Annotated in this window: 14 protein-coding genes; 10 read left to right on the plus strand and 4 right to left on the minus strand. The window is 42.5% G+C overall.

Going from position 1 to position 11,116, the window contains the following annotated elements; genetic code table 11:
• Positions 1–160 precede the first annotated feature (160 nt).
• Together EWV68_RS02535 and EWV68_RS02540 are read left to right on the plus strand one after the other, a co-directional pair.
• Positions 161–505: a type II toxin-antitoxin system RelE/ParE family toxin gene (locus tag EWV68_RS02535; RefSeq protein WP_232306098.1), complete on the plus strand. Its 345-nt coding sequence runs from the start codon at positions 161–163 to the stop codon at positions 503–505.
• On the plus strand, positions 502–825 hold the full coding sequence (locus EWV68_RS02540) for a helix-turn-helix domain-containing protein (protein ID WP_002752110.1): 324 nt from the start codon (positions 502–504) through the stop codon (positions 823–825). Before EWV68_RS02535 ends, EWV68_RS02540 begins: the two co-directional genes overlap by 4 nt.
• Here the strand turns inward: EWV68_RS02540 and secF are convergent.
• The 3 genes from secF to EWV68_RS02555 form a co-directional block, all read right to left on the minus strand.
• On the minus strand, positions 822–1,754 hold the full coding sequence (gene secF / locus EWV68_RS02545; RefSeq protein WP_287168707.1) for a protein translocase subunit SecF: 933 nt from the start codon (positions 1,752–1,754) through the stop codon (positions 822–824). The genes EWV68_RS02540 and secF overlap by 4 nt on opposite strands.
• A gap of 113 nt (positions 1,755–1,867) precedes the next feature.
• Positions 1,868–3,274, minus strand: coding sequence for a protein translocase subunit SecD (secD, locus tag EWV68_RS02550; protein WP_287168708.1), 1,407 nt, complete (start codon positions 3,272–3,274; stop codon positions 1,868–1,870).
• Positions 3,275–3,300: 26 nt separating this feature from the next.
• Entirely contained in the window at positions 3,301–4,284 is a 984-nt protein-coding gene (locus EWV68_RS02555) for an alpha-ketoacid dehydrogenase subunit beta (protein ID WP_002752113.1), read from the minus strand.
• A gap of 346 nt (positions 4,285–4,630) precedes the next feature.
• Here EWV68_RS02555 and EWV68_RS02560 point away from each other — a divergent pair, with 346 nt between their 5' ends.
• The 7 genes from EWV68_RS02560 to EWV68_RS02590 all read left to right on the plus strand — a co-directional run bounded on the left by EWV68_RS02560 (position 4,631) and on the right by EWV68_RS02590 (position 9,460).
• Positions 4,631–6,199 (plus strand): YcjF family protein, encoded by a 1,569-nt coding sequence (locus EWV68_RS02560; protein WP_287168710.1) that lies wholly within the window; start codon positions 4,631–4,633, stop codon positions 6,197–6,199.
• Between the two features lie 80 nt (positions 6,200–6,279).
• On the plus strand, positions 6,280–6,876 hold the full coding sequence (gene yqeK, locus EWV68_RS02565) for a bis(5'-nucleosyl)-tetraphosphatase (symmetrical) YqeK (protein ID WP_004163014.1): 597 nt from the start codon (positions 6,280–6,282) through the stop codon (positions 6,874–6,876).
• A 55-nt stretch (positions 6,877–6,931) separates the two neighbouring features.
• Positions 6,932–7,336, plus strand: coding sequence for a ribosome silencing factor (rsfS, locus tag EWV68_RS02570; RefSeq protein ID WP_002739249.1), 405 nt, complete (start codon positions 6,932–6,934; stop codon positions 7,334–7,336).
• Between the two features lie 5 nt (positions 7,337–7,341).
• Positions 7,342–7,845, plus strand: coding sequence for a CGLD27 family protein (locus tag EWV68_RS02575; RefSeq protein ID WP_061432533.1), 504 nt, complete (start codon positions 7,342–7,344; stop codon positions 7,843–7,845).
• Positions 7,846–7,867: 22 nt separating this feature from the next.
• Positions 7,868–8,821, plus strand: coding sequence for an asparaginase (locus EWV68_RS02580; RefSeq protein ID WP_287168711.1), 954 nt, complete (start codon positions 7,868–7,870; stop codon positions 8,819–8,821).
• 112 nt (positions 8,822–8,933) lie between these two features.
• Positions 8,934–9,194 carry a hypothetical protein gene (locus tag EWV68_RS02585; protein WP_002763159.1) on the plus strand — a complete coding sequence of 87 codons (261 nt, stop codon included), beginning with the start codon at positions 8,934–8,936 and terminating at the stop codon, positions 9,192–9,194.
• Positions 9,194–9,460: a type II toxin-antitoxin system YafQ family toxin gene (locus EWV68_RS02590; protein ID WP_061432532.1), complete on the plus strand. Its 267-nt coding sequence runs from the start codon at positions 9,194–9,196 to the stop codon at positions 9,458–9,460. Before EWV68_RS02585 ends, EWV68_RS02590 begins: the two co-directional genes overlap by 1 nt.
• Positions 9,461–9,652: 192 nt before the next feature.
• Here the strand turns inward: EWV68_RS02590 and EWV68_RS02595 are convergent, their stop codons facing one another.
• Positions 9,653–10,345, minus strand: a complete 693-nt coding sequence (locus EWV68_RS02595; protein WP_061432531.1) for a hypothetical protein — start codon at positions 10,343–10,345, stop codon at positions 9,653–9,655.
• 175 nt (positions 10,346–10,520) lie between these two features.
• Here EWV68_RS02595 and EWV68_RS02600 point away from each other — a divergent pair, with 175 nt between their 5' ends.
• Positions 10,521–10,946: a helix-turn-helix domain-containing protein gene (locus EWV68_RS02600; protein ID WP_239698159.1), complete on the plus strand. Its 426-nt coding sequence runs from the start codon at positions 10,521–10,523 to the stop codon at positions 10,944–10,946.
• Positions 10,947–11,116 lie beyond the last annotated feature (170 nt).

The following is an 11,116-nucleotide window of genomic DNA, read 5'->3' on the forward strand; positions in this document are numbered from 1 at the left end:
TCGGAGAGGCCGCCTTTAGCGGGAATCCGATAGAGAGGTTCGTAGTTAACCCAGTACGGGTCAAAGCGTACAAAGCTAATTCTAGATGCAATATTTGCGTACAGAATTAGTAACTATAATGGGGCTTGACAGGTGGTATCAGTTATATCACCATAAGCGAATGCGTAATACCCGTCCTATATCTTGGATTAAAGCGGCACGGAAAGATTTTCAAAAGTTTCCCAAGGAAGCCCAAGAAATTGTACTTGACGCTTTAACTATTGCAGCAGAAGGGGCAAAATCATCCCTAACCAAGCCTTTTAAGGGGATAGGTTCTGGTGTGTTCGAGATTGCTCTACCTTTCAAGGGGGATGCCTATCGAACTATTTATGCTGTCCAGTTAGGTGAGGCTATCTGGGTGATTCATGCCTTCCAGAAAAAATCCCCAAAAGGGATCAAAACACCACAGCAAGAAGTCGAAGTTATCAAAGCACGGCTCAAGCGATTGAAGGAGGAACTCTCATGAGTGAAGAACAATTTGAACTGGTACAAGGTAGCGGGAATGTGTACCGCGATTTTGGCGATGTAGATGCGGACGTGCGACAAGCGAAAGCACTGCTTGCTGCTGAAATTATCAAGGTTCTGGAGAAGGAAGACTTATCAACCCGCGATGCTCAAGTGCGAACTGGAATTAATCACAGTGAATTTGTCCAGATTCGCCGTGCTAATTTGGGACGCTTTACTATTGACCGTTTGATCTCAATTTTGGGTCGTCTCAATCAACAGGTTGAAATTACTATTACGACCCATCCAAGAACCACTGATTCTTCACCAATGGCATCCTAACTGTAATTGAGTGTGGGTCGATGGGAACGACCGCGCCACCAAGCTAGTAGGGTACTAGCGATAAAAATACTCGAATAGGCCCCCGCCACGAAACCGATAATTAAAGCTAGGGCAAAATATTTTAAAGTCGTGCCACCAAAGAGAAAAATCGCCACCAGAGGCAATAAAGTGGTCAGGGTAGTATTAATCGAACGACTTAGGGTTTGACTCACCGCATTATCGACAATTTCATCCACCGATAATTCGGGGGTATTAACAAAATTTTCCCGAACGCGATCATAAATTACCACTGTGTCATTAACAGAAAAGCCCACAATTGTCAAGAGGGAAACCAAAAATAAACTATCCACTTCTACCCCCGCAATTAAGCCTAAAACCGCAAAGACCCCTAAAGTGATCAAAACGTCGTGCAGCAGGGCGACAATGGCAAAAAAAGCGTAATCCCGTTGAAAACGGAAGCTTAGATAGACAGCAATGCCAAAAAATGACACTAATAAAGCTAAAAATCCCGACCTAAATAATTCTTGACCGATGGTGGGACCGACCGTATCGATTTGACTGGTTTCGGGGTCAAAGGCGCCGATTTTCTGGTTTAAGGTGTCGAGTAATTTTGTTCTCTGTTCTTCTGCGAGGGTTTTCGTCCGCACCGATAAAGTATATTTATCCAACACCTGCACACTACTGTTACCCAATCCTTCCTCGTCTAAAATTGCTTGCACTTCGGCAGTAGTTAAGGGTTTCTCACAGTTATTCTTTTTGGCACAGGCTAATTCTATCTGAATTCTCGTACCACCAACAAAATCTAAACTCGGTCGCAAAGGCGCTTGAATAGTGAACCAAGAAATTACCATGGCCAAAATACTACCAATCGTCAGCAAGGCCGAGACTGTCCACCAAAAATTACGCTGTTTTGTAACGTTAAATGCCATATCGATTAAGTAAAAAGGAAAAAAGGAGACAGGAGTAGGGAGTGGCAATCGGTGGGTTACGACGAATATGAAATTATTGGTTAACAGCATAACTTGTCGTCGCCTAACCCACCCTACTGATTTGCCGGTAAATTAGGGCAGAAAAGTTGGGGTTTTTGGCGAATGCTAGGGACGTTTAACACGGTGATTAACAGGAGAGTGCGACTACAGGTTAAAGCGGTAAACATACTCACAGCTACCCCAATCGCTAAAGTTAAAGCAAAACCCTTGACTAATCCCGAACCCAACCAAAATAGGGCAGCACAGGCGATTAAAGTAGTGACATTACTATCAAGAATACTGGAAAAAGCCCGATAAAATCCCGACTCCACCGCCCGAAATAGGGATTTTCCCGCCCTTAATTCCTCCCGGGTGCGTTCAAAAATCAGTACATTTGCATCAACTGCCATGCCGATACTGAGGATAAATCCGGCAATACCGGGTAACGTCATCGTGACTCCCACTAAGGCAAAAGCCCCCAGAGAGAGAATAGTATAGATAATCAGGGAAACATCGGCAATAATACCGGGTAAACGGTAATAAACCGCCATGAAGATTAAAACTAACAGTAAACCCACTAAACCAGCGTAGATACTGCGACGGATACTATCCTGGCCTAAAGTTGCCCCGACGGTGCGAATTTCTTCCACTTTGACGGGGAAAGGTAGGGAACCACCGCGCAATTGAATCGCTAGATCGTTGGCAGTTTCGGCGGTAAAATTACCAGTAATCACGGCCCGGCCTCCTGTAATTCCCGTTTGGGCAAACTGCACATCAACCACAGGGGCGCTAATTAATTCATTATCAAGGAAAATCCCAATACTGCGACCAGTACCCGCGATCACTTTAGTCAGTTCGGCAAATTTACTGCCCCCTTCCGAGTCGAAAGTAATGGCCACTTCCCAGTTAGTGCCTTGGGTGGAACTAATGGTGGCATTTTGCAGATTTTTTCCGGTTAAGTCCACCGACTCAAATAAATTTAAAATTGCCTCTTTAGATTTTTGCAGAGATTGTTCTAGTTCGGCAATTTTAGCGGCATTTTCGGGTTTATTCTCGGCTTTGAGGGCGGTTAATTCCGCCTTTTTTTGTTGAAAAATTGAATATTCAGCCCGGAATTCTCCTTCTGTACCTTGTTTTTGCTGACGAAATTCTAATTGGGCCTGAACATTTAAGTTTCTCTCAGCTTCTTTGGGATTTGTAACCCCGGGCAGTTGCACGATTACCTGATTTTTACTGTCCACAGTCTGCACTAATGATTCAGAAACACCGAGGGCATTAACGCGATTTTCAATCACATTTTGTACGGCTTTTAAATCATTAGGTTGAATGGTTGTGACGGTTTCCGTGGGTTTAACCTGAATGGTTAATTGACTACCACCGCGCAGGTCTAAACCTAATTGTAGGGGTAACTTAATCAGGACGATGATCGAGGCAACAACCAGGCCGATGATCAGTAACAATAACCAATTTTGTCTCTGCATAACTTCAGTATCAAAAGGAGAATTTTTTAAATGCGATCGCCAACCATTTTTTGGACAGCTTCGACAATTTGATTAGGTTGAATAATCGTCAATCTTTCTAGATTACCGTTATAAGGTGTGGGTATATCTTGGGAAGATAATCTTAACACGGGGGCATCTAATTCATCGAATAACTGCTCGTTAATTAAAGCAATTAACTCGGAAGCAATTCCTGCCGTTTTCATACATTCTTCCACGATAATCACCCTGTGAGTCTTGCGAATCGAAGCGGCGATCGTCTCCATATCAAAGGGTTTCAGGGAAATTAAATCGATAATTTCCGGATCATAGCCATCTTTTTCTAACTGTTTTAATGCCTGTAAACAGTGATGACGCATCCGCGAATAGGTGAGAATGGTGATATCTTCTCCCTTGCGAACGATTTCGGCTTTATCGAGGGGTAAAAGATACTCGGTATCAGGTAAATTTTCCTTGAGATTATAGAGAAGAACGTGTTCAAAGAAAAGCACGGGGTTATTATCTCTAATCGCCGATTTTAATAAACCTTTGGCGTTGTAAGGAGTGGAACAAGCGACAATTTTTAAGCCGGGTACCGCGTGAAAATAGGCCTCTAAACGTTGGGAATGTTCCGCACCTAATTGTCTCCCCACACCCCCCGGACCGCGGATAACCATGGGGATTTTAAAATTACCGCCGGAGGTATAACGTAACATCCCAGCATTGTTGGCAATTTGGTTAAAGGCAAGCAGAAGAAAACCCATATTCATGCCTTCAATAATCGGACGCAATCCCGTCATGGCTGCCCCCACTGCCATGCCCGTAAAACTATTTTCAGCGATGGGAGTATCTAAAACCCTTAAATCGCCATATTTTTTGTAGAGATCTTTGGTAACTTTGTAGGAACCACCGTAATGACCCACATCTTCACCCAAAACAAATACTGTCTGGTCGCGGCCCATTTCCTCATCGATCGCCTGTCGCAAAGCATTAAATAATAGGGTTTCTGCCATATCAAGTCCCCGCTTACAATTCGGTCATCTTATCACTAAACTTATTATCTTACCCCTTTTCTGGCCCGAGGGAATAGGAAGTGGGGAAGTGGGGAAGTGGGGAGGTGGGGAAGTGGGGAAGTGGGGAGAATAAATAAAAGTAGGTGGAGAACGTAGGTTGGGTTGAAGCATGAAACCCAACGCCCGATTATGTTACGCTACCGCTAACCCATCCTACAAATAATTTTGCCTCCCTACTGATGAATAAAAACAATTATTACTATAGATAATAGTCTATTCTAGTTCCCGACAATCGGCCGGCAAAGAACTAAGATCAAGATCAAGGAATCCCCTACCGTTAAAGCTGATGAAATTACCCCGTCTTGCCGCTTTAATCATTGGTCTGAGCTTTATTTTCGGATTAATGTTGTGGTTAGTCAACTCTATCTATCGTCTTTACATCCAGATCGCCTTTACCGCTCCTATCTTAGCCAATATTCTGCTTTTACTGATTATCGGACTGCTGGGCTTGCTGATCTACATTCTTTTGTACTACTTTTATCTGCTGCCCCAGCAGCAAAAAAGTCGCCGCGGGTTGCGTTCTTCCTCCCGTCCACCCCTAAAATTACCGGTAGAAAAAACCGAGGCCGCCGGGGAAACCTTAAAAGCTGTCCGGCAACAAGTGGAGCAAATTCAAGATAAAGTAACTCAACAGGTTTTTATTAACCGTTCCCAAGAAATTGAGCGAAGTTTAGCCAGAAAAGAAGTTAAAATCATTGTTTTCGGCACAGGATCGGCGGGAAAAACCTCTCTAATTAACGCCCTCATTGGTCAAATGGTGGGCAATGTGGAGGCAACGATGGGAACCACGGAAAAAGGGGAAACCTATAGTTTAAAAATGAAAGGTGTGAATCGGGAAATTCAAATTACCGATACCCCCGGCATTCTCGAAATTGGCGCGGCCGGAGGTCAAAGGGAACAGTTAGCGCGACAATTAGCCACGGAAGCAGATTTACTTTTATTTGTCATTGATAACGATATTCGACAATCGGAATACGCCCCTTTATTGCGTTTAATTGATATTGGTAAACGTTCTCTCTTAGTCTTTAATAAAATCGATCTCTATAGCGATGAAGATCGAGAAATGATTTTAAAACAATTACGAGAACGGCTAAAAGGAGTGGTTCTTTCAGCCGATATTATTGCCGTCGCCGCTAATCCCCAACCAGTACAGTTAACCGGTGGACAAATCATCACACCGGAACCAGATATTTTAGCTTTAATTAAACGTTTGGCTTCAGTTTTACGGGCCGAAGGGGAGGATTTAGTGGCAGATAATATCCTCTTACAATCCCAAAGATTGGGGGAAGAAGCTAGGAAAATTATCGATCGCCAACGTCGTCGCCAAGCTGATAAAATTATCGATCGCTATCAGTGGATCGGTGCGGGAGTGATTGCCGTGACTCCCTTACCAGTGTTCGATCTGTTAGCAACGGCGGCGGTTAATGCTCAAATGGTCAGGGAAATTGGTCAAGTTTATGGCTGTGAAATTAACAGCGATCGAGGCAAGGAATTGGCTCTATCTTTGGGCAAAACTCTAGTTAGTTTGGGAGTAGTGAAAGGAGCAGTAGAATTATTAGCCAGAATCCTACAGTTAAATTTTACTACCTATATAGTCGGTAAGGCAATTCAAGGGGTCAGTGCCGCCTATTTAACCCGCATTGCCGGCAAAAGTTTTATTGAATATTTCCGTCAGGATCAAGACTGGGGTGACGGTGGCATGACGGAAGTGGTACAAAGACAATTTCAACTTAGTCGCAAGGAAGAATTTATTAAGTCTTTTGTGGCCGATGCGATCGGTAAAGTGGTACAACCTTTTCAGGATGATTGGCAGCAAGAAGAAGTTTTAGAAGCTAGTTGCGAGGATGATTGGTAAAGATCGAACCCGGGAGCAATAGGCAAAATTGTATAGTAATTGTTACAATCGTTTTGGGGTTCCACAAGGGCAAAAAAAAGATGCGACAGCAAGTTATCGACTGGTTAAAAGAAAACGTCAACGAACACCGTCTGCGACATATTCTCGGTGTGGAGACCATGTGTATTGATTTAGCTCGTCATCACGATCTCGATCCCGTCCAAGCAGGGCAAGCGGGATTACTACACGATCTAGCCAAATTTTTCAAGCCCAAAAAACTGCTAAAAATGGCGGAATCGGCGGGAATAGACGTGGATAATATCTGTTTATCCCATCCCCACTTACTCCACGCCGATGTGAGTGCAGTTGTCGCCCAAAAAGAATTTAACATTACCGATGAGGAAATTCTCGAAGCGATTCGCAATCATACCCTCGGTAAACCCAATATGAGCGATCTTAGCTGTATAGTCTTTATTGCCGATGCCTTGGAACCCAATCGCGGCGATACACCCGAATTAAACGCCCTACGACAACTCAGCTATCAAAATCTCCATAAAAGCGTTCAACAAACCTGTGATTATTCCCTAAAATATCTTTTAAGTAGCCATTGTCCCATTCATCCCCGCACCGTGCTAACCCGCAACTGGGCGTTACAAATTGTTAAAGAACAACCAACAGAAACTAAAACCATTGATTAACATAATCTCAAGACTCGCTTAAAACCACCTCAGCCAAAGGATAACCACAACCTGAATGACCAATCCCACTGGAATTATTACCCCCGTCGCCGAAAATCTCAAGACCGAAAATTTTCTAGAGACAATTGTTACCGCTGCCGAAGACAAGAAAGCAGGGGACATCGCCATCCTGAAAGTCGCCGATATCTGTTATTTAACCGATTATTTTCTGATTATTACCGGCTATTCTACCACTCAAGTGCGAGCGATCGAGGATGCGATCGAAGCCGCTATGGAACTAGAATGGCAACAATCCCCCCGACAAGTGGAAGGAAAAAGCGAGGGTAGCTGGATACTGATGGATTATGGCGATATCATTGTCCATATCTTTTTACCAAAAGAGCGAGAATTTTATAATTTAGAAGCTTTTTGGGGTCATGCTCAACGGATTCCTCTACCTAGCGACCATTTGGAGGAGTAGAATCCATGAAATCCTCCCTTGATTTCTGTCCCGTCCCGGAAGAACAGCAACCGGTTAACGAGTACGAACAATTAAAAGAATCTTGGTTTTTCCGTTGGGCGACGCTAGATGTAGCCTCTTATACAAAAAAAATTGTCTGGTTATGGTTGTGGACATGGTTAATTGTCGGACCGATTGCCGCCGCTAGTTTTCCCCTCAAAAAAGCCCCTTTTCTCTTCCTCTGTGCGGGGATTTTTGGCTCGACAATTTTGGTAGGATTGGTGTTATTGCGCTTGTATCTGGGCTGGATCTACGTCTATGATCGCTTGCAATCGGAGAAAGTATTTTATGAAGAGTCGGGTTGGTACGATGGCCAAATCTGGACAAAAACCGCCGCCATTTTAACCCGCGATCGTTTAATCGTCTCCTATCAAATCCAGCCCATTCTCCGGCGTTTACAAAAAACCGCCCTGATTCTAGGGGCAATTGTCGCTATCAGTGGTCTTTTCTGGCTATTTTTCACTCACTAACCGCAACCAATCACCAATCTGAATGAATAGGGTAAAACGTTCACCAACCCACCGCTTAGAAATTCATCTCCTCCGGGAAGGCATTATTGAATCGGTTCATCATGTCGAGGCCGCTATTTGCGATGACCGCGGCCGGGTATTATCCACCGCCGGCAGCGCCGAAACTAGCGCCTTTATTCGTTCGGCCCTGAAACCTTTTCAAGCACTGGCTGTCATCAGTACCGCCACCCTCGAACGCTACGATCTCAACGATAAGGATCTAGCCATTATCTGTAGTTCTCACCAAGGCACGGTGGAACACGCCCGTCAAGTCTTTAATATTCTCTGGCGCGCCGATATCGATCCTAATGCCCTGCAATGTCCCCTCCCCGAAGGTAAACCCAGTCGCCTCCAGTACAATTGTTCTGGTAAACACGCCGGGATGTTAGCGGTGTGTCAACAGCGTGGCTGGCCGTTAAATAGCTATCTGCGGCGTTCTAGTCCGATACAGAAGCTAATTCTCAGCAAAATTGCCGAATTATTGGGGATGCCGGGGGATGAATTAATCAGCGCCCACGATGACTGCGGCGCGCCCACCTATTCAATGCAGTTGGGGCAAATGGCCCATCTCTACGCCCAGTTAGCCTCTGGCAACCGTTTAGACTTAGAAAGAATCGTCCGGGCGATGACCTATCATCCCCGCATGGTAGCAGGAGAAGGGGCTTTTGATACGGAATTAATGCAGGTTAGTCAGGGGGAAATCGTCAGTAAAGCCGGGGCCGAAGGGATTCAATGTATCGGGCGCGTCGGTGAAGGTTTAGGATTAGCAATAAAAGCTTTAGATGGTTCCAAACGGGCTAAATATGCCGCCGCTTTGCAAATTCTCAAACAGTTAGGCTGGATTACTCCCAATGTGGCCGAATCTCTCTCGGAAAAATTCCTTAAAATCGGCAGTTATACCCGCTTGGAAGTGGTGGGAGAAATGGCTTTATTGTAAATAGTGGGTTGACCAAGGGTAACACATCAAAAACTTTTCTTTTTGGTGTGTTAGGGCAGTATTTGAATCTTGATTTTTTTCCTCAAAAACTGAACTTCGGAGTACAATACCTATGACTAAATTAATTCAAGAAACTTTCGAGCAAATTGCACTGCTTTCTGAAGAACAACAAGATAGCCTAGCAACCTATCTAAAAAAACACCTAGCTGAATTTTTAGAAGAAGCGGAAAAAGAACGACGAATTGCAGAAGGGACTTATACCATAAGTGATTTTAACGAAAAAACTCAACAAGCTATTCAGAATATTGAAGAGCAAAAAAACTTAACTGTTTGCCAAGATCAAGTTGAACTGTATCAGCAGCTAGGAATTTAATGTTATTACCCATTTTTGAAAATCGCTTTAAGAAAGATATTAAACGACTGCAAAAACGGGGAAAAGATATGACCAAACTGAAAAATGTCATTGATAAATTACTTCAAAAGCAAGAACTAGAACCTAAATACAAAGATCACGCTTTGATGGGAAACTGGAATGGATATAGGGATTGTCACCTAGAACCAGACTGGCTTTTAATTTATAAAATCACAGACACCCATCTTTTTTTAGTGCGCTCTGGTTCCCATGCGGATTTATTCTAATATTCGGTCAATCGTTTAAGTAGAGCTTGCTGAATACAAATGTAAGCTCTGCTAGAAAAGGGTTTTGAGCTTTTTTTCCAAAAAAGTGCCAGGAACAAACGTTGACAAATCGAAATAGAGACTCAAAACCCTTGTACTTTTTTCGGCAAACGCAAAGCGCTCGAAGAGCGAGATCTCCAGATAATGGGCAATTTAATCTATTTTTGTGGTTTCTTTTTTGATAGAATGATTGCGTTTTACTTGGCGTTTTATTGTCGCACCAGCACCGAGTATTCCTAGAGACAGGAGGCCTAAAGTTGAGGTGGGTTCGAGGGTTTTTTGCACTTCTACAACTTGATTAAATATATTTCCCTGTTCTCCACGATTATTAAATCTGGGAGGATCAAACAACTCACCCTGAATTTCTGAGCCGATTTGATTACCTTGGTTATCGAATTGAGATAAACTTAGTAAGATGATTCCAAAGTCCAGAACCCCATCATGAGGACGGAGGCCAGGATTAGTAGCAATAAAATCTATAGTTCCTACATCAATGGGAACTTGGCTTCCTGAAGTGTAGCTGACTCTTCCCAAAATATTCTCATTGACTAAGCTTAACTCGGTAGGATCATAATCGTATACCAAATTAAATTTTAATTGGGTTGTATTGGGATCAAATGTAAAATTGGAAGGATCTGCAAATATAGTAAACGAAATTGGAGAACCAGGAGGTAATTCTATGTCCAAGATGGTATCACCATCTAGCTGCTGTCCTGGAGGAAGAAAGAAAAAATTTGATAATTGAGCATTGACTTCAGAATTTAGTGAATCCAAGCCTAAAGTCATGCCAAAAACAAATGTCGAACTGATTAAAGTTCTACTGATCGTTTTTGCCAGATTTGTCATGTTAGTTTTTCTCAATCTTTACAAAATTAGTAAACTTTCTGCAAAGAATGACATAACTTTAAATATTTTGTAAAGACCCATAAAAGCCCTATAAAGAAATATAAAGACACCAAATTTGCATTTTGCGCTATGATATCAGGTAATCCTGACTTAACTCCCCGTTTAAAATCATCCTATGAACTCATTTGATATTCAATCTTTTATAATAACTATTGATGAGCTTGTTTTCTCCCATACAGGAGAACATTTAGATGATCTTCAGCATGAAATCTTAGAGGGAGTTGTCAATCATCAAAAATACGCCGAAATCGCTCAAAAAAATCACCGTTCTCAGAAATATATCAAGGAAACAGCAGGTAAATTATGGAAAACCTTATCAGAAATATTAGGAGAGGAAGTCAGTAAGGCTAACATTAAATCGAGTTTACAAAGATATTATCATTCTAATGTTTTTTATTCTAGTAAAATCAGAGATGTTGTCCAAATCAATAAGGGAAATGATTGTCAAGAGAAAATAGAAAATAATTTATACTCATCTAAAATTTATCAACAAGCTAAATTAGAAACCATTCCCAGTAATGATTTGGTAGTAGTGGCGTAGCCCTCTTGATTACCTGGTATGAATTGTGTAAAATATTTATGAATAAAAATAATGGCTCTTCGGTAATTGTTATGCAATGGACGGGGGTTATAAGGGATGGAACCCTTATATAGAAAGGCATTTAGCGATTTTTGTCAATTATTTTTGATCTAGAGCGAACTAATCAATTA

Source organism: Microcystis sp. M_QC_C_20170808_M9Col, assembly GCF_007095495.1.
In the GTDB taxonomy this organism is placed as follows: Bacteria; Cyanobacteriota; Cyanobacteriia; order Cyanobacteriales; family Microcystaceae; genus Microcystis; species Microcystis aeruginosa.

Coding starts and splice junctions, on each gene's coding strand:
- EWV68_RS02600 (WP_239698159.1), top strand. CDS start 10,521: ATGAACTCATTTGATATTCAATCTTTTATAATAACTATTGATGAGCTT.
- EWV68_RS02580 (WP_287168711.1), top strand. CDS start 7,868: ATGAATAGGGTAAAACGTTCACCAACCCACCGCTTAGAAATTCATCTC.
- secF (WP_287168707.1), bottom strand. CDS start 1,754: ATGGCATTTAACGTTACAAAACAGCGTAATTTTTGGTGGACAGTCTCG.
- EWV68_RS02595 (WP_061432531.1), bottom strand. CDS start 10,345: ATGACAAATCTGGCAAAAACGATCAGTAGAACTTTAATCAGTTCGACA.
- EWV68_RS02540 (WP_002752110.1), top strand. CDS start 502: ATGAGTGAAGAACAATTTGAACTGGTACAAGGTAGCGGGAATGTGTAC.
- EWV68_RS02555 (WP_002752113.1), bottom strand. CDS start 4,284: ATGGCAGAAACCCTATTATTTAATGCTTTGCGACAGGCGATCGATGAG.
- EWV68_RS02585 (WP_002763159.1), top strand. CDS start 8,934: ATGACTAAATTAATTCAAGAAACTTTCGAGCAAATTGCACTGCTTTCT.
- EWV68_RS02590 (WP_061432532.1), top strand. CDS start 9,194: ATGTTATTACCCATTTTTGAAAATCGCTTTAAGAAAGATATTAAACGA.
- EWV68_RS02560 (WP_287168710.1), top strand. CDS start 4,631: ATGAAATTACCCCGTCTTGCCGCTTTAATCATTGGTCTGAGCTTTATT.
- EWV68_RS02535 (WP_232306098.1), top strand. CDS start 161: ATGCGTAATACCCGTCCTATATCTTGGATTAAAGCGGCACGGAAAGAT.
- rsfS (WP_002739249.1), top strand. CDS start 6,932: ATGACCAATCCCACTGGAATTATTACCCCCGTCGCCGAAAATCTCAAG.
- yqeK (WP_004163014.1), top strand. CDS start 6,280: ATGCGACAGCAAGTTATCGACTGGTTAAAAGAAAACGTCAACGAACAC.
- secD (WP_287168708.1), bottom strand. CDS start 3,274: ATGCAGAGACAAAATTGGTTATTGTTACTGATCATCGGCCTGGTTGTT.
- EWV68_RS02575 (WP_061432533.1), top strand. CDS start 7,342: ATGAAATCCTCCCTTGATTTCTGTCCCGTCCCGGAAGAACAGCAACCG.